The organism is Kitasatospora sp. NPDC048365, assembly GCF_043200835.1.
Lineage (GTDB): Bacteria > Actinomycetota > Actinomycetes > Streptomycetales > Streptomycetaceae > Kitasatospora > Kitasatospora terrestris.
This window is the reverse complement of the sequence record NZ_JBICYJ010000010.1, coordinates 86,201-103,162: the sequence shown is the minus strand read 5'-3', so window position 1 is coordinate 103,162 and position 16,962 is coordinate 86,201. Positions and strand designations below refer to the sequence as shown.

At 75.1% G+C, this 16,962-nt stretch carries 16 protein-coding genes; 8 read left to right on the top strand and 8 right to left on the bottom strand.

Features of this window, described 5'->3' with window-relative positions; translation table 11 throughout:
• The first annotated feature begins 34 nt into the window (after positions 1-34).
• On the top strand, positions 35-559 hold the full coding sequence (locus tag ACGFX4_RS12800; protein ID WP_393072573.1) for a GNAT family N-acetyltransferase: 525 nt from the start codon (positions 35-37) through the stop codon (positions 557-559).
• Here the strand turns inward: ACGFX4_RS12800 and ACGFX4_RS12795 are convergent.
• Genes ACGFX4_RS12795 through ACGFX4_RS12785 form a run of 3 tightly spaced genes read right to left on the bottom strand, consistent with a single transcriptional unit; the run spans position 525 to position 7,518 of the window.
• Complete coding sequence (locus ACGFX4_RS12795) at positions 525-1,523, bottom strand: ABC transporter ATP-binding protein (protein ID WP_393072571.1); 999 nt, start codon at positions 1,521-1,523, stop codon at positions 525-527. The genes ACGFX4_RS12800 and ACGFX4_RS12795 overlap by 35 nt on opposite strands.
• A complete protein-coding gene (locus ACGFX4_RS12790; protein ID WP_393072569.1) occupies positions 1,520-4,243 on the bottom strand; it encodes a hypothetical protein in 2,724 nt (907 codons plus the stop codon). The genes ACGFX4_RS12795 and ACGFX4_RS12790 overlap by 4 nt, the downstream gene beginning before the upstream one ends.
• On the bottom strand, positions 4,240-7,518 hold the full coding sequence (locus tag ACGFX4_RS12785; RefSeq protein ID WP_393072567.1) for an FtsX-like permease family protein: 3,279 nt from the start codon (positions 7,516-7,518) through the stop codon (positions 4,240-4,242). Before ACGFX4_RS12785 ends, ACGFX4_RS12790 begins: the two co-directional genes overlap by 4 nt.
• 147 nt (positions 7,519-7,665) lie before the next feature.
• Here ACGFX4_RS12785 and ACGFX4_RS12780 point away from each other — a divergent pair, with 147 nt between their 5' ends.
• Positions 7,666-8,403, top strand: coding sequence for an ABC transporter ATP-binding protein (locus ACGFX4_RS12780; protein WP_393072565.1), 738 nt, complete (start codon positions 7,666-7,668; stop codon positions 8,401-8,403).
• A 73-nt stretch (positions 8,404-8,476) separates the two neighbouring features.
• On the opposite strand, the gene ACGFX4_RS12775 is transcribed toward ACGFX4_RS12780, so the two are convergent.
• Both ACGFX4_RS12775 and ACGFX4_RS12770 read right to left on the bottom strand, forming a co-directional pair.
• A complete protein-coding gene (locus tag ACGFX4_RS12775) occupies positions 8,477-10,279 on the bottom strand; it encodes a glycosyl hydrolase family 18 protein (RefSeq protein WP_393072563.1) in 1,803 nt (600 codons plus the stop codon).
• 267 nt (positions 10,280-10,546) lie between these two features.
• Positions 10,547-10,786, bottom strand: coding sequence for an FxLYD domain-containing protein (locus tag ACGFX4_RS12770; protein WP_393072561.1), 240 nt, complete (start codon positions 10,784-10,786; stop codon positions 10,547-10,549).
• Between ACGFX4_RS12770 and ACGFX4_RS12765 the strand changes: the two genes are divergently transcribed.
• Positions 10,779-11,108, top strand: coding sequence for a hypothetical protein (locus ACGFX4_RS12765; protein WP_393072559.1), 330 nt, complete (start codon positions 10,779-10,781; stop codon positions 11,106-11,108). The two genes, ACGFX4_RS12770 and ACGFX4_RS12765, sit on opposite strands and share 8 nt — an antisense overlap.
• Before the next feature lie 17 nt (positions 11,109-11,125).
• On the opposite strand, the gene ACGFX4_RS12760 is transcribed toward ACGFX4_RS12765, so the two are convergent.
• Entirely contained in the window at positions 11,126-11,689 is a 564-nt protein-coding gene (locus ACGFX4_RS12760) for a DoxX family protein (protein WP_393072557.1), read from the bottom strand.
• Between the two features lie 115 nt (positions 11,690-11,804).
• Here ACGFX4_RS12760 and ACGFX4_RS12755 point away from each other — a divergent pair, with 115 nt between their 5' ends.
• Both ACGFX4_RS12755 and ACGFX4_RS12750 read left to right on the top strand, forming a co-directional pair.
• Entirely contained in the window at positions 11,805-12,134 is a 330-nt protein-coding gene (locus ACGFX4_RS12755; RefSeq protein ID WP_393072555.1) for a barstar family protein, read from the top strand.
• A gap of 17 nt (positions 12,135-12,151) precedes the next feature.
• Complete coding sequence (locus ACGFX4_RS12750; protein WP_393072553.1) at positions 12,152-12,784, top strand: MarC family protein; 633 nt, start codon at positions 12,152-12,154, stop codon at positions 12,782-12,784.
• A gap of 9 nt (positions 12,785-12,793) precedes the next feature.
• Here ACGFX4_RS12750 and ACGFX4_RS12745 read toward each other — a convergent pair whose 3' ends face one another.
• The gene (locus tag ACGFX4_RS12745; protein WP_393072551.1) at positions 12,794-13,240 is read right to left on the bottom strand and encodes an Lrp/AsnC family transcriptional regulator; all 447 of its coding nucleotides are present in this window, start codon (positions 13,238-13,240) and stop codon (positions 12,794-12,796) included.
• A gap of 161 nt (positions 13,241-13,401) precedes the next feature.
• Here ACGFX4_RS12745 and ACGFX4_RS12740 point away from each other — a divergent pair, with 161 nt between their 5' ends.
• On the top strand, positions 13,402-14,229 hold the full coding sequence (locus tag ACGFX4_RS12740) for a tryptophan 2,3-dioxygenase (protein WP_393072549.1): 828 nt from the start codon (positions 13,402-13,404) through the stop codon (positions 14,227-14,229).
• Positions 14,226-15,491 (top strand): kynureninase, encoded by a 1,266-nt coding sequence (gene kynU, locus ACGFX4_RS12735; RefSeq protein WP_393072547.1) that lies wholly within the window; start codon positions 14,226-14,228, stop codon positions 15,489-15,491. The genes ACGFX4_RS12740 and kynU overlap by 4 nt, the downstream gene beginning before the upstream one ends.
• 72 nt (positions 15,492-15,563) lie before the next feature.
• Here the strand turns inward: kynU and ACGFX4_RS12730 are convergent, their stop codons facing one another.
• Positions 15,564-16,034 (bottom strand): hypothetical protein, encoded by a 471-nt coding sequence (locus tag ACGFX4_RS12730; protein WP_393072545.1) that lies wholly within the window; start codon positions 16,032-16,034, stop codon positions 15,564-15,566.
• Between the two features lie 133 nt (positions 16,035-16,167).
• Between ACGFX4_RS12730 and ACGFX4_RS12725 the strand changes: the two genes are divergently transcribed.
• Positions 16,168-16,887, top strand: coding sequence for a 4'-phosphopantetheinyl transferase family protein (locus ACGFX4_RS12725; protein WP_393072543.1), 720 nt, complete (start codon positions 16,168-16,170; stop codon positions 16,885-16,887).
• Positions 16,888-16,962: the final 75 nt, after the last annotated feature.

Sequence of the window (16,962 nt, the reverse complement as noted above, 5' to 3'; positions counted from 1 at the left end):
ACCGCACAGGCAACGACAACGAGGGGGGCCGCGGATGACACGCGGAGAACTGATCACACTGCGGGCGATGGGGCCCGAGGACGCCGAGTCGCTGTGGCGCTGGAACCACGACGCCGAGGTGATGCGGTGGATGGACGACACCTACCCGTCCACCGTCGAGCAGGTCCGCGGCTGGCTCGGCGACCGGCCGCGCAACACCTACGCGGACGTGCTGTTCGGCATCGAGGCGACCGAGGACGCCGCGCTGATCGGCCTGGTGATGCTGCACGGCACCGAGCCGGAGAAGGGCATCGCCAAGCTCGACATCTACCTCGGAGAGAAGGACTACTGGGGCCGCGGCTTCGCCACCGACGCGGTGCGCACCGCCTGCCGGTACGGCTTCGAGGAGATGCGCCTGCACAAGGTGACGCTCACCGTGGTCACCGAGAACCACGCCGCCCGCACGGTCTACGAGAAGGTCGGCTTCGTCGAGGAGGGCCGGCTGCGCCAGGTGTTCCGCCGCGACGGCGCGTGGTGGGACATGTTCACGATGGGCCTGCTGGCGGACGAGCTGCGCTGAGCTCGGCCGCCTCGTCCGGCCGGACCTCGATGCGGTCGGCCGCCAGGTCGACCGCCACCCGGTGCTCCATGCCGAGCGCGGCCAGGAAGTGCCGGGGCAGCTGGATCCGGCCGGTGCGGTCGAGCATCGCGTACTCGCGCTCGCTGACCTGCTCCGCGCCGTCCTCGCCGACCACGGTCGAGCGCAGCACCTCGGTGCTGGTCCGGCCGTCCCGGACGGCGACGGTGCGGCGCACCTCGCCGGCCACCATCGGGTCGTGGGTGACGATCACCACGGTCGCGGCCAGCTCCCGGTTGACCGTCCGGAAGGCGTCGAAGATGCCCGCCGCGGTCTCCGAGTCCAGCTCGCCGGTCGGTTCGTCGGCCAGCAGCACGGCCGGGTTGTTGGCCATCGCCACGGCGATCGCCACCCGCTGCTGCTGGCCGCCGGAGAGCTGGGCGGGCAGCCGGTCGGCGAGCGGGCCGATGTCCAGTGCCTCCAGCAGCTCGGCCACCCGGGCGGCGTGCCGCTTGGCGGTGCCCCGGGTGCGGCGGGCGCCGCGCAGCTGCATCGGCAGCGCGACGTTCTGCGCCGCGGTGAGGAAGGGCAGCAGGTTGCGCGCGGTCTGCTGCCAGACGAAGCCGACCACCTCGCGGCGGTAGCGCAGCCGGTCCCTGGCGTTCATGTCGAGCAGGTCGCAGCCGTCCACGGTGGCCCGGCCGGCGGTCGGGCTGTCCAGCCCGGCGAGGATGTTCAGCAGGGTGGACTTGCCGCTGCCGGAGGCGCCGACCAGGGCCACCAGGTCGCCGCGCTCGACGACCAGGTCCAGCCCCTGCAGGGCCTGCACCTCGACCTTCTCGGCGGTGAAGATCCGCACCACCCGGTCGCACACGATGGCCGCGCCTTCGCCGTACCGGGCCGGTTCGGCGGCTGCCAGCGCGGCGCGCTGCAACTCCCGGTAGCTGAGCGCCGGTTCAGTGGTCAACGGTCGTCTCCCGCTCTCAACTCGGTGGTGATCTGGCGCCGGCCGGAGATCGCGGCCTCGGCGAGGACGGTGACCGCGGCGACGGCGGCCAGCAGGCCGGCCTGGGTGAGCACCGGTACGGCGGCCGGGGTCAGGCCGTCGGGCACGACCGCGCCGACCACCGCGGACAGGTCCACGGCCGGGCCGAGCAGCAGTACCGCGAGGACCGCGAACAGCGCGCCGGCCAGGGCCGCGAGCAGCGCCGACGGCAGCGCCTCGGTCAGGATCAGGGCCAGGCCCTCGCGCGGCCGCAGGCCCATGGTGCGCAGCCGGGCGAGCAGCGCGGCGCGCTCCGGTCCGGAGCGGACCAGGGAGATCAGCACCGCCAGCACGGCGAAGCCCGCCGCGGCGGCCACCGCGGCGCGGAACACCTCCCCGGCGGCCCGGCCCAGCGGGTCGGCGGCCAGCCGCCGCACCGTCTCGGCGCTGGTGCGCACCCGCTTCGGGTCGAACGTGTCGCCGAGCAGGGCGCGCAGCGCCGCAGGGTCCGGGTCGCCGTCGGCCAGCCACAGGTTGGCCTTGGCGGTGCCGGGCAGCCGGTCGTGCACCGGGCCGGCCGGCAGCACCACCAGGTCGCGGACGCGCGGCACCGCGGGGGTGGCGCCGACCTGCCCGACCGGGCGGATCAGCACCTCGCGGGTGCCCAGGTGCAGGGCGCGCGGCTCCTCGTCCAGGCGCTCGGCGAGCGAGGGGCTGACCAGGGCCGGCACCGGCCCGTCGGCGGCCACCGGGCCGCTCAGCAGCGCCGGGTCGAAGGCGCCGACGCCGATCCGCTCGGCGAGCGCGGCGTACGCCGCCGGGTCGGCGATCACCACGGTCAGCGAGCCGGCCAGGCTGCGGTCGGCGGTGGCCGTCGAACCGTCCAGGTCGAGCCAGACGCCCTGCGCCGAGCGGACGCCGGGCAGCCGGCCGGCGGCCTCGGCGAAGCCGTCCGGCAGGGCGAGCCCCGGGGCGGCGGCGACCCGGGCGTCCGCGCCGACCTCGGCCCGGGCCGCGCGCAGCCGGCCGTGGTCCACCGCGGCGAGCACGGTGGCGCCGAACCCGGCGGTGGTGACCGCCAGCAGCAGCGCGAACACCGGCAGGACGCTCGGCCGCCGGCCCGTCCCGCGGGCCGCCCGGGCCAGGCCCAGGAAACCGATCGCGCCCGGGCGCCGGGCCGCCGCCCGGGCCGCCCCGCCGATCAGCACCGGGTGCAGCCGGGCCAGCAGCAGCGCGCCGGCCAGCGCGAGCAGCAGCGGCGCGGCCACCAGCAGCAGGTCCACGCCGCCCTCGGCGGGGGCGACCCCGCGGCGGCGGACGGCGGCGACCGCCCCGGCGGCGGCCAGCACCACCGCGAACTCGACGACCGCCCGGCGCCGGCCGGCGTTCCCGCCGGGCCGCAGCACCCGCAGCGCGCCCAGCGGCAGGGCCAGCAGGCCGACCAGGGCCACCGCCGTCCCGGCGAGCACCGCGCCGCCCCAGCGCGGGGTGGGCAGCAGGAGCAGCGCCAGCGCGGTGCCGAGCAGGCCGGCGGGCAGCGCGGTGACCGCGCTCTCGCCGAGCAGCCGGCCCAGCAGCCCGCGGGTGGAGGCGCCGCGGGCCCGCAGCAGGCGCAGTTCGGCGGCCCGCCGGTCGGTGGCGAGCGCGGCGGCCAGCAGCAGCACGGTCAGCGCCACCCCGGCCGCGCCGACCGGGCCGAGCACGGTGAGCGGCGCGGCGGCGGCCTGCCGGCGCTCGGCGGTGGCGATGGTGGCGGGCAACCAGGAGGAGAACCGCAGGTCCTGCCGGAGGGTGCTGTTGGGCAGCTCGGCGGCCTGCGGGCCGGAGATCAGCGAGGCCAGCGCGCGCCGGACCTCGGGCAGCCGGTCGGCGCGGAGCACCGCCTCGTCGATCGGGACCTGGAAGAAGTCCTCGGCCTCGTCGCCCCACAACCCGAGCGACGGCAGGGCGCCGGTCCCGGTGACCGCGCCGGTCTGCCAGTACGGCACCGACTCGCCCGGGGCCACCTCGACCGACTCCAGGCACGGGCCGGTGGTGCACTGCACCCCGGCCCAGAACGCGCCCTCCGGGTCGTCGGGGACGAAGGTGCCGACCACCTCGGCGGTGAACCGCCCGGCCCTGCCCGGGGCCGCGCCGGCGTCCAGCACCTGGCCGACCCGGATCTTCAGCGTGTCGGCGGTGGCCCGGGCGACGGCGATCTCGAAGTGCAGCCCGTTCTGGGCGTCGCCCGGCCAGCGGCCCGCGGTCAGCCGGGCGTGGCCGGCGACGTCGTGCAGGTGGGCGAGGCCCAGCTTGGGCGGCAGGGTGCCGGGACGCGGCAGCTCCGGGTCGAGCAGCGCGCGGGAGGAGCGGGCCCGGGAGCCGTACACCTCGCCGGCGGCGGCCGTCCGCAGTGGGGCGTGCACCTCCTTGGCCAGCAGCGCGGCGATCCGGTCCAGGTCGGCGGCCCGGTCGCCGGAGACCTCGCGGGTCTGCACCGAGGTGGCCAGCAGCACGTTGCCGGTCGGGCCGCTGCCCCGCACCAGCTCGCGCAGCGCGTCGTCGGCCGCGCGGTCCAGCGCCCGCGGCAGCGCGGCGGCGAGGAAGGTCGCCACCAGCACCAGCACCGCGCCGAGCACCGCCGCCCACGGCGCCGCACCCAGCCGGGTCCGCACCCACGGCACCCGCACCGACACCGTCCCCGGACGGTCGAGCCTGCTCACATCTCCTCCACGTGCCGCAGGCGGGAGCCGGGTTCGCGGTGGCGGCGGGCGGCAGGCCGCGCGGACACCAGCAGGACGGCGGCCATCGCGGCCGCGAGCAGCGCGACCTGACCGAGCGGCAGCCGGACCAGCACCTCCGGCACCGGGCGGTGCGCGGTCGGGGTGAGCACCATCAGCGGCACCATCAGGTGCACCAGCAGCGCTCCCAGCCCGAGGCCCACGCCGAGCCCGAGCAGGGCCAGCACGCCCTGCTCCGCGGCGACCGTCCGGGCCAGCCGCCGCCGGGGCGTTCCGAGCGCGACCAGCACCGCGAACTCCGCGGTCCGCTCGGCCGCCGCACCGGCGGAGGCGGCGGCGAAGCCGATCGCGGCGAGCGCGGCGGCGGCCACCGCGAGCGCGGCGAGCGCGCTCTGCGGGGCGGCGCCGAGCGGGTCGGCGCGCAGGTCGGCGGCGAGTTCCTGACGGACCTGCAGGGTCTGCACGGTGGCGCCGGCCCGCAGCCGGTCGGCGGCCTGCCCGGGGACGGGGTCCTCCGGTCCGGTGCCGGGCAGCCACCACTCGGTGGGGCCGAGCCCGTAGTCGCCGTGGGCGGCGAGCACCCGGTCGAGGGTGGCGAGGTCGAGGGCGATCGCCGGGCCGAACGCGGTCGGCAGCGCCTGCACCTCCGCGACGACCTTGACCTTGACCGTGGTGGTGCCGAGCGGCACCCGGACCTCGTCGCCGACCGAGGCGCCGCTGCCCGCCAGGTAGTCGCGGGTGGCGACGGCGGCCGGTTCCGGTGCCACCGCGGCCGCGCCCTTGGCGTCGATCGGCGCGACGGTCATCCGCTGGAGGCCGCGCGGCCCGGGCAGGGTGTGGTAGTCGAGCAGCAGCAGCCCGGTGCCGACGGTGGCGCCGAAGCCGTCCGAGGGCAGCTTGCCGTTGGTCTCCGCGGTGACCTTCCAGCCGAGGCCGTCGGGCGGGGTGACGGGGGCGGGGGTGGCGCCGGGGCCGTCCAGGGCGGTGATCCGGTCGACGGAGAGCTGCCCGGTGACGCCGCTGTCCGGCTGGAGTTCGCTCTCCACCAGCAGCCCGGCGACGGTGAGCGGCCAGGCGGGGGTGCCGGTCGGGGCGCCGTACAGGCCCCCGAGGTCGACGGAGACGTGCTGCGCACCGGACTCGGCGATCGGCGGGGCCTGCACGGTGTACGAGACGCCGAGGCCGTCGCGGAGCAGGATCCGCAGCCGCAGGTCGTGCCGGCAGGCCCCGGGGCAGGCGAACTCGTCCATGTCGGTCAGCGGGTGGGCGGGGGTGGTCACCCGGGTGGTGACGTCCAGGTCGATCCGGGTCGGCCGGCCGGGCAGCGCCAAACCGGCCTTGGCGCCGGTCAGCGGTTCGGCGGGCAGCGCGGCGAACAGCGCCTTCGGGTCGCGGCCGTCCAGCAGGTCGGCGCGGACCGGCAGGTGCGCGGCGGCGGCCCGGGCGTCGAGGGCGAGCACGGTGGCGGCGCGGCCGTCGGTGAGGTGCTGGTCCTTGCGGACCACGGGGATCAGCCGGTCGCCGCCGGGCAGCGCCCGGTACTGGCCGGCCTGGCCGGCGACGGGCACCGCGGAGCCGGATATCCGCAGGCCGCCGGCGGTGGCGAAGTCCGCCTGGTCGGCCTGCGAGGCGGACCAGGAGGCGCGCTGGCCGACCGCCAGCATGCCCATCGAGGTGGCCAGCACCAGCAGCAGGACCGGTCCGGCGCCCCGGCCGGGCCTGCGGGCGAACTGCCAGCCGGCCAGCGCCGGTGCCAGGCCCGCGCCGCGCGCGGCCAGCCGCTCGCCGAGCCGGGCCGCGAACGGCAGCAGCCGCAGCACCAGCACGGTGCCCGCGCACAGCGCCAGCGTCGGCGCGGCGACCAGCAGCGGGTCGACGCCGAGCCGGCCCGCCGCGTCCGCGCTCAGCCCGCCGCCCGCGTAGTGGGTGAGCTGCTGGTACGCCAGCACGGCCAGCACCAGCAGGGCGAGGTCGGCGCCGGAGCGGACCGCCCCGGCGACCGCCGCCCGCCGCCGGCTGGCCCGGCGGAGCACCGCCGTGCCGGCGGAGCGCAGCAGCACCGGGACGACCGCGAGCAGCACGCAGCCGAGCGCGACCGCCGCCGCGACCGGCCAGCTGACCGCGGGCACGCCGGTCGGCAGCGCACCGCCGGTGCCGGGCAGCAGGCGCAGCAGCAGCGGGGTCAGCGGCGGGGCGAGGACGGCGGCGGGCAGTGCCAGCAGCGCGGCCTCGGCGGCGGTGAAGGCGCCGATCCGCCGCCGGGAGGCGCCGCGGGCGGTGAGCAGTTCGTTCTCGGCGGCCTGCCGGTCGGCCAGCAGGTGGACCACCAGCAGCAGCGCGGCGGCGGCCAGCACGGTGAGTTGCAGTGCGCCGACCATCAGGGTGGACCGGGCGACCAGCGCGTCGGTCGCCAACTCGTCGAGCAGGGCGGGCAGGTCGGTGTCGGCGCGCAGCGACTGCTCGCGGCGGATCCGGTCGGCGAGGTCCACCGCCCGCTGCCGCAGCGCCCCGGTCCCGGCGACCGGCAGGGCGGTGAAGTCGGCCTCGACGAGCCAGGAGCGGGCGCCCTGCGCGACCGTCCCGCCGGTGAAGACGGTGTCGTCGGCGAGCAGCGGCCCGTAGCTGGCGAAGCTCAGCAGCTGGGTGCCGCGCCCGGCGAGCGGGTCGAGCCGCCAGTACGGGTCCTCCCGGTCGGCGACCCGGTAGACGCCGGTGGCGAGCACGGTGAGCGGCCGGCCGGTGAAGCGGTCGGTGAGCTTCAGTTCGGCCGGCAGCCGGGCGCCGGCGAGGCCGAGGCCGGCCAGGGCGGGCTCGGGCACCGCCACCTCGACCGGCCCGCCCGGACGCGCGGCGGCCGGCCAGCGGCCGTCGGCGAGCACGGTCCGGGCCCGGTCGAGCGCGGCGATCGTGGTCAGGTCGGGGTCCTTGCCCGGCGCGGCGGTCGCCGCCAGCCCGTACGAGCCGCTGCGTGCCACCGCCTGCACGGTGACCGGCAGCGGGGCGAACAGGTCCTGGGCGAAGCTGCGCACCGCCGCGTCGTCCCCGGCCCGGTCGGCGAGCGTGCGGTCGCCGGAGAGCAGCACGGTGGTCCGGCCGTGGCCGGGGCCCTGCAGGGCGCGGCGGGTACCGGCCTCGTCCGCCGCGCGGTCGAACACCGTGAGCGCGGTCAGGACGGCGGTGGTGATCAGGACGGTGAGCAGCGCGGCGGACGCCAGCGGCAGCCGTCCGCGCAGCCGGCGCACGACGAAGCCGACCATCCCCGTTCCCCCCGTTCCGTCCGGCCGTCACAGGTGACCGGATAGCGGACGATGCTGTCAGATCCGGTCGCGATAAGGAAGGGTCTTGCGCGAATCATGTGACTGGTGAACATATGTGAGCAGTCAGTCGAGCCGTCAGGGGGCGCCATGGCAGGGCAGAGCGCAGCACAGAGCGCGGAGCAGAGCGCGGGGCAGCGCACCGGGTCCACTCCGATGGTGGTGGTGGAGGACGTCCGGCGCAGCTTCGGCAGCGGCGAGCGGACGGTCCACGCGCTGCGCGGGGTCTCGTTCCGGGCCCACCGCGGGCAGCTCACCGCGCTGCGCGGCCGCTCCGGCTCCGGCAAGACCACCCTGCTCAACCTGGTCGGCGGCCTGGACAGCCCGACCTCCGGCCGGATCGAGATCGACGGCACCGACCTCTCCGCCCTGGACGAGGACGGCCGGCTCGCCCTGCGGCGCGACCGGATCGGCTTCGTCTTCCAGTCCTTCGGCCTGCTGCCGATCCTGACCGCGGCGGAGAACGTCGGCGTCCCGATGCGGCTGCGCAAGGTGGCTCCCGCCGAGCGTGAGGAGCGGGTGCGCACCCTGCTCGCCCTGGTCGGCCTCGCCGACCACGCCGACCAGCGTCCCGGCGAGCTCTCCGGCGGACAGCAGCAGCGGGTGGCGATCGCCCGGGCGCTCGCCAACGAGCCGGCCCTGATCATCGCGGACGAGCCGACCGGCCAGCTCGACTCCGAGACCGGCCGTTCGGTGATGGAGCTGCTGCGCGCCGTGGTCCGCAGCGAGGGCGTCACCGCCCTGGTCGCCACCCACGACCCGCAGCTGATGGAACTCGCGGACGAGGTGGTGGAACTGAAGGACGGCCGGATCCTCGACCCGTCCTGACACAAGCGCGCGGGGGCGCGGGGACCGTTGCGGTCCCCGCGCCCCTTTGGCGTACTACCGGTGGACTACCGGATCAGCAGGCGCCGTTGTCGGCCCAGACACCCCACTGACCGCTGAGCGAGGGGTCCTCGTTCGTGGTCCACCACTTGTTGGTGTAGTAGTGGCCCTTCCACGAGACCTTGGTGGCGGTCGCGTAGACGGTGGCGGCGTTCCAGCTCGGGGCGCCCGAGCAGGTGCCGGTCGAGGCGGACGCGGACGGCGAGGCCGACTGCGAGGCGGAGGCCGACGCCGAGGCGGACGGGCTGGCCGACTGCGACGGGGAGGCCGAGGAGGAGGCCGACGCCGACGGGGACGGGGACGGGGCCGGGCAGGACGCGGCGGAGCCGTTGGTCGCGGTCACCATCTTGTCGAACAGGGCGGTCTGGGTGCCCAGGTCGTACATCGAGAAGGCGAACGAGCCACCGAGGCCGTTGCAGTGCGCGTAGTCCAGCTTGGCCTGGATCGACTGGGCGTTCTCGCCGGTCCAGAAGGTGGTGCCGTCGTAGAAGTACGCGGTCTTGGCGACGTCGTCCCAGTAGGTGTAGTTCGGGTTGTCGACGAAGCCGTTGAGCTCCTTGTACATCCGGATGCCGTTGACGTTGCCGGAGTTGGCGGCACCGGTGGCCGGGCCCGTCGCGGTCTGGAACAGGCCGTGGCTGTTGCCGGCGGTCACGCCGGTCCAGCCGCGGTAGTAGAACGGGATGCCGACGTTGATCTTCTTCGCCGGGAAGCCGCCGGGGATGCCGTACTGCGGGTCACCCACGGTGTACGCCTTGATGGCGTTGTCCACCGAGTACTTGCCGTTGCCACCGGGGACCGGGGTCATCGGGTCGTTCGGGTTGGTGTAGATCGGGGCCTGGTGGTTCGTCGGGCCCTTGGCGTCCCACGCACCGTGCATGTCGTAGGTCATGATGTCCAGGAACGTCAGGTACTGGCCGATCTTGTCGGTCTCGACGTTCTTGATCTTGTCCTGACCCGCGCCGACCGCGGCCGCGAGGCCGTAGGTCTTGCCGTCGGTCTTGCCCTGAGCGTCCAGCTGGGCGCGCAGCTCGGCGAGCAGCAGCGTGAAGTTCTGCTTGTCCGCAGCCGAGGAGTGGTTGCCGGTGTGGCCGCCGCCGCCCGGGTACTCCCAGTCGATGTCGAAGCCGTCGAAGACGCCGGCCGCGGAGCCCGGGCCGCCGAAGCCGCCGTCGACGGGCAGGTTGCCCTTGATGAACATGTCGACGCAGGAGGAGACGAACTTCTTGCGCGCCGCGTCCGAGGCGGAGACGTCGGAGAAGTACTTGGAGTAGGTCCAACCGCCGATGGAGAGCAGAACCTTGAGGTTCGGGTTCTTCGCCTTCAGCTTCTTGATCTGGTTGAAGTTGCCGGCCAGCGGCTGGTTCCAGGTGTCGGCGACGCCGTCCACCGAGATGTCCGCGCCGAAGGTCTTGCCGTAGTCGGCGAAGGAGTCGCCGGCGCCGTCACCCGCGTTGGGGTCGTCCTCGTTCTGCGAGGCGGCCTTGTTGGCCTCCATACAGGTGAGGTTGGTCGGGCTGATGTTGGCGAAGTCGTAAATGATGTAGTCGAGCTTCGAGGCGGCGCCGGTGTCCTGAACGGTCTTCAGGTAGTAGGCGTTGCCGTAGATCGACCACTGGTCGAAGTAGGCGACCTTGATGCCACCGCTGGTCGCCGGAGCGCCGGTGGTGTTGGTGGCCGCGGCCTGGGCAGTGGCACCGCCGGTCAGCGCGAGCGCGCCACCGAGCAGCAGGGAGGCGGCAGTGCCCGCGGCGAGCGCGGACAGCCCCTTCGAGCGGCGCCGCGTGCGCGGCTCCTGGGGAACGGAACGACGAAGCATGGCTGCGTGACTCCTGGTCGTGGGGGCCTGCCAAACCCCGGACGACCGCTCGGGGTGGGGCCGGGCAGCCAGGGTCATGACAGGGGAATCGAAGCGTTGGCCTGCGCAAACACAGGATCGGGGATGCGCCGAACCGGCGCCGGAGGTCTGGACCACCGGCGCCGGCCCAGGGGCTCCCTGCACCTGGGGATTAAAATGGACTAGACCAACCTGGCCGTCAAGAGCCTGCCGCGGCGCTTGAGTCGCCCTTAAGGTTCCCCTGTCAGGTCAGTACCGCAGCGCGGCGGCGACCTGTGCCTGCACCGTGCCGGTCAGCGACCGGTTGCTCTTGGCCGTGGCCTGCGCCGTCGCCCCCGCCGCGACCTCCGGGACGTTCACCGCCACCGCGTCCAGAACGTTCCCGGACGCGTCGGTGAAGTTGACCTGAACCGTGTACTCGTTGGCCTGCGACTCATGGTTCGTCACATTGAGCTGCACTTCGGCCTTTCCGTCCGAGGCGATGGTCACCGGCCCCAGCGCGATGTCCCCCTTCGCGTCCAGCCCGCCCTTCACGCTCGCCAGCGCCGACGAGGCGGCCGCCTGCGCCGAAGCGGCGGCCGACCCCACCGCCGAACCCGCGGCCGAAGCAGCCGAAGCGGCCGCCGACGCCGCCCCGCTCGCCACCGACTGCGCCGCGGACTGCGCGGCCGACACCGCCGCGGACGCCGCGGAGGACGCCACCGACGCCGCCTTCCCGTCCGACGAACACCCGCTGACCGCCAGCACGGACACCGCGCCGAGCCCCACTGCCACAACCATCCGACGCATCATCAGCAACCTTCCATCGTGATCAACGGTCCACGGGTCCTACGCGAGGCCGGAGCCCGACTCCTGCGCCGCCTCGTCCGCGGCCCGGGCCTCCCGGCGGCGGAGCTCGTCCTGGCGCTTCGTCACCACCGTCACCGCCCCCAGCGCGCTCGCGGTGAAGGCGAGCACCCCGATCCACGGCCGGTCGAGCGCGTGGCCGAGCGCGTGGTCGAGCGAGTACCGGCCGGCGCCCGCGATGCCGAGGGCCAGCCCGCAGGCGCCGAGTAGCGCCGGGTACTCGTAGCCGCCGCCCTGCGCGAAGAAGCCGGCCGGGGCGTGCACCGAGGTGGCGCCCGCCATCGTCCCGGCAACCATCGCGCCGGCCGCGGGGGTGGCCAGGCCGACGGCGAGCAGCGCCCCGCCGCCCGCCTCGCCGAGGCCCGCGGCGAGCGCGTTGCGCTCACCGGGCGTGAAGCCCATGTGCTCCATCGCCTGCGCGGTGCCCTCCGGCCCCCCGCCGCCGAACCAGCCGAACAGCTTCTGCGCGCCGTGCGCGAACAGGACACCCCCCACGACGGTGCGCAGGGCCAGCAGGCCGAGATCCTTGCGGTGCAGACTGGTCATGGTGAGCCCCTGGGTCCGGGCGGACGGTACGCCCCCCATCCCAGCCCACCGACCGGATCCGTTCGACCCGGGAACGCCATCCGGGCGACCCCGCACCTCCGTCACCAGGAGCGCCATGTCGACCACGCCCGCCGCCCCGCTCCCGTTCCCCGAGTACCACCTGCGCGGGGAGCTGGTCACCGACGAGCCCTCGTTCTACACCCAGCTCGGCCGGATCCTGGACGCCCCGGACGGGTACTACGGCAAGAACCTGGACGCCCTCGCGGACTGCCTGCGCGGCGGCTTCGGCCCGGAGCCGCCGTTCACCCTGGTGTGGCACGAGTCGATGACGTCCGCCCGGGTGCTGACCCGCCGGGTGGCCGGCGGGGAGACCGGCGACCGCAGCTGCTTCGACGCGATCCTCGACGTGCTGCGCCAGGGCGGCGTCACCGTGAAACTGCACTGACCGGCGACGATGAGGGCATGCCCGACCTCACTCTGAGTACCGTCTTCATCACGTTCTTCGCCGTCGTCGGCCCGCCCAAGGTGCTGCTCGCCTTCGCCCACCTGAGCCGGCAGCGCACCCCCGGCGAGATGCGCCGGCTGACCCTGGTCTCCTCGGCCATCGCGGCGGCGGTCGGCCTCACCATGGCCTACGCGGCGGACTTCCTCACCGAGTTCTTCCACATCAGCGACCAGTCGCTGCAGCTCGCCGGCGGGGTGATCTTCTTCATCTACGCGGTGGCGCTGGTGCTCGGCATCCACCTGGGCGGCGGATCGGACGACACCCGGCTGCCCAACCCGCTCGCGGACGGCATCCGCGAGCTGCTGCTGCCGTACGTCGCCAGCCCGCTGGCGGTCACCGCGGTGCTGGTCGAGTCGCTGGACGAGGACACCTGGAGCTGGCACTCCACCGTCGCGGTGATGTACCTGGCGGTGATCGCGATCGACTGCGTCTGCGTGCTGCTGCTCTCGCCGCTGCTGCAGCGCACCGACCGGACCTCGCTGGAGGTGCTCTCCCGGCTGCTGGGGCTGCTGCTCGCCGCGGTCGGGGTGGAGCTGTTCCTCACCGGGCTGGAGAGCGTCGGCGTGCACTTCCCCGAGACCCACCACTGAGCCGGGCGGTCACCGGTCCGGGTTCGGCACGGTGACCGCCCGCCAGGGGACGGGACTGGAGAGCAGCATCGAGCTGCTGGGCCGGCCGTGCGCCGCGAGCCGGTCGATCAGCTGCTCGAAGGCGGTCATCGAGGCGACGCCGACCAGCAGCACGCAGCAGGCGCCGCCGGTCACCCGGTGCAGCTGCAGGACCTCCGGCCAGGCCTCCACCTCGGGGGCGCGCAGGATGCACAGCGGCCCGTAGCACTCCATGGTCACCAGGGCCATCACCGCGAGCCCGGCCCGGGCCGGGTCGACGTGCGCGTGGTAGCCGGTGAGCACGCCGTCCGCCTCCAGCCGGCGGACCCGCTCGGCAACCGCGGGTGCGGAGAGGTTGACCCGGCGGGAGAGTTCGTTGAAGGAGAGGCGGGCGTCGGCCTGCAGTTCGGCGAGCAGCAGCCGGTCGACGGCGTCCATGGGGCGTCCTTTGCGTTCGCAGTCCGGATCCGGCCGCAGACCGTTCGTTCGGAAAGTCGACGGGCCGGATCAGTGTTCGTCGCCCATTCAAGAGCAGGGTTTCGCACCGCACAATGGTGCGCGCCCTGCGAGGAGGCAGGCGGAGCAAGCGGGAGGAACACATGACCGGGGACGCGCAGCGGCCGAATCTCAGCTTCGGCCCGGACGAGGAGCCTGGCGTCGGCACCCCCTACGCCCGCTACGTCCACCTCGACGTGCTGCACAGCCTGCAGCAGCCGCGCTCCAAGGAGCCCGCGGAGCTGTCGTTCATCATCACCACGCAGGTGATGGAGCTGCTCTTCGACCTGCTGTGGCACGAGTGGACCACCGCCCAGCAGGCGCTGCGCGAGGACGACCTGACCGGGGCGCTGGCGGCGCTCAAGCGCGGCGCGCACACCCAGGACGTGCTGGTCTCCTCCTGGGACCTGCTGGCCACCATGACCCCGGCCGAGTTCAACGCCTTCCGCCCGGTGCTCGGCGAGGCCTCCGGCTTCCAGTCCTCGGCGTTCCTGCGGCTGGAGTTCCTGCTCGGCAACAAGAGCGACCGGATGCTGAAGATGTACGAGGACTCCCCCGCCGAGCAGCAGGCGCTGGCCGCCGCGCTGCGCGGGCCGAGCCTCTACGACGACGCGCTGGCGCTGCTGGACCGCCGCGGCGTCCCCGCCCCGCACGAGCCGGTCGCCGCCCGGCACGCCGCCGACCCGGCGGTGGAGGCGGCGTGGCGCACGGTCTACACCGACCCGGCCCACGTCGAGCTGGTCCGCCTCGGCGAGGCGCTGCTGGACACCGCGGACCGGGTGACACGCTGGCGCCAGCGGCACTACTCCTCGGTCAAGCGCACCATGGGCGCCAAGCCGGGCACCGGCGGCTCCAGCGGCCTGACCTGGCTGAAGCACGCCGCCGACCAGGACGTCTTCCCCGAGCTGTGGGCAGTGAGGAACGAGCTGTGACCCAGGCCCCCGGAACCCCGGCCCCCGGATCCCGCGCCCCGCGCACCCGCGAGGAGTGCGCCGCCCTCGACGCCGCCGACCCGCTGGCCGCGCTGCGCGAGGAGTTCACCCTGCCCGCCGGCGTGCTCTACCTCGACGGCAACTCGCTCGGCGCGCTGCCCCGCCACACCCCCGCCCGGGTCGCCCGGATGATCGAGGAGGAGTGGGGCAACGGCCTGATCCGCAGCTGGAACGACGCCGGCTGGTACGAGCTGCCGCGCCGCCTCGGCAACCGGCTCTCCCCGCTGCTGGGCGCCGCGCCCGGCCAGGTGGTGGTCTGCGACTCGACCTCGGTCAACCTGTTCAAGGTGCTCGGCGCGGCCCTGCGGCTGCGGCCCGGGCGGTCCGCGGTGCTCGCCGAGCGGGCGGCCTTCCCGACCGACCTGTACATCACCGAGGGCGTCACCTCGCTCTTCGACGGCGCCCGCGCCGAACTGCTCGGCTCCGCCGCCGAGCTGGACGACCGGCTCGGCCCGGACACCGCCGCCGTGGTGCTCTCGCACGTCGACTACCGCACCGGCGAACTGCTGGACATGGCCGCCGTCACCGCCCGCGTCCACGCCGCCGGCGCACTGATGATCTGGGACGTCTGCCACACCGCCGGCGCCGTGCCGCTCGCCTTCGACGCGTGCGACGTGGACTTCGCCGTCGGCTGCGGCTACAAGTACCTCAACGGCGGCCCCGGCGCGCCCGCCTTCCTGTACGCCGCCGAGCGCCACCACGCCGACGCCCGGCAGCCGCTCAGCGGCTGGTTCGGCCACGCCCGGCCGTTCGCCTTCGAGCCGGGCTACGAGCCGGTCGCGGACATCGGCCGCTTCCTCACCGGCACTCCCCCGCTGCTCGGCATGGCCGCCCTCGACGCCTCGCTGGACGTCTGGGAGAAGGTCGACCCGGCCGAGGTCCGGGCCAAGAGCCTGTCGCTGACCTCGCTGTTCATGGACCTGGTCGAACCGCTCGGCCTCGACGTGGTCACCCCGCGCGAGACCGACCTGCGCGGCAGCCAGGTCGCGCTGCGGCACGAGGACGGCTACGCCGTGGTGCAGGCGCTGATCGAGCGCGGCGTGATCGGCGACTTCCGGGCACCCGACCTGATCCGCTTCGGCTTCACCCCGCTCTACCTCTCGCACACCGACGTCTTCGACGCGGCCCGGCACCTCGCCGAGGTGCTGGAGAGCGGCGAGTGGCGCGAGGAGCGCTTCACCCGCCGGGGCGCCGTCACCTGACGCCCTGCCGGCAGCGGCGGGCCCGGGGTTCCCGCTCCGGGCACGCCGCCGGTCCGGTCCCCGCCGGGACCGTCAGCGCAGCCGGGCGGCCGCCGCCGTGACGAAGGTGCCGAGGGCCGCCTCGAAGTCCCGTTCGACGGCGATGACTTCGGCCCGGTCGGCGGCGCGGTGGATCCGGCCGGTGACCGCCAGGGCCTGGTCGGCCAGGCGGTGCAGCTCCGGGTCGTCCGCGGCCAGCAGCAGCCGGAACCGGGCGGTCTCGGCCGCCGCGCCGAGCCGGTCGCTGTCCGCCTGTGCCGCTCGGTGGGCGTCCTCGTCCCGCGCGCCGTCCCGTCGGCGGAACCACGCGGTGATCAGACCGCGCTTCAACTCGGTGGCCGCCGCCGCGAATTCGCTGCAGGCGGTGAGCCGCTCCTGCCGCCGCAGCTCGGCCCGGGCCGCCTCCTCGCCGTGCCGGGCGGTGCGGCGCTGGAAGAGGTAGGTGCTGAACGAGCCGACGAGGGTGCCGAGCACGGCGACCAGACTTGCCAGGACGGTTTCCACGGACCCGAGTTGACCACGGCGCGGGCCTCCGCCGCGAGGGTCCGGACGGCGCACCGCTCCGCCGCGCCGGACCGCGGCGGCGCCGGGGGCGCACTACCCTGGATCGGGTACCGATCATGAGGGGGCGGCGGGAATGGGGCACGGATCCGAGGCGGCCGCCGGTGGCCCGCCGCTGGCGGTGGTCGCCGCGAGCGAGGAGGTGCTCGCCCTGTCCGAGGCGGACGAGCGGCTGCTGGACCGGGTGGAGCGCGACCGGGCGGCGCTGTTCCGCCGGGAGCGGGACCGGACCGACTTCGTCGCCGCCCACCTGCTGGTACGGCTGTGCGCGGCGCGGCTGCTCGGCATCGAGCCGGCCGAGGTCGCGTTCGGCCAGCTCTGCCCGGGGTGCGGGCAGCGCGGGCACGGGCGGCCGCTGCTCACCGACCGGCCCGGGGTGCACCTGAGCCTGTCCCACTCGGCGGGCATGGTGGCGGCCGCGGCGGGGACGGTCCCGGTCGGGGTGGACGTCGAGCGCCCGGCGGCCACCACCGCGGGGGTCGAGCAGCGGGTGCTGGCCCCCGCCGAGGCGGAGCTGGTGCGGCGGCACCCCGACCCGGCCGCGGCGTTCCTGCGGCTGTGGGTGCGCAAGGAGGCACTGATCAAAATCGGCCGGGTCGACCTGGACACCCTGGCGCAGGTCGACCTGTCGGCGCTGCCGCTGCTCCCCGCGGAGGACGAACCGCTCTCGCACCGGTTCGGCGACCTGCACCTGCTCGACTGGACGGACCGCCGCCGGGGCGTGCTGGTCGCCGCCGCCTCGACCGCGCCGGTCCGGCTCGGGACGGCCGCCGTTCCGCTCACCGACCTGGGCTGACCCGGACGGCGGGGGCGCGATAAGGGGGTGTTAGCGTGCCCCGTCCGCCCCCGTACCCGCGTGAGGAAACCCGTC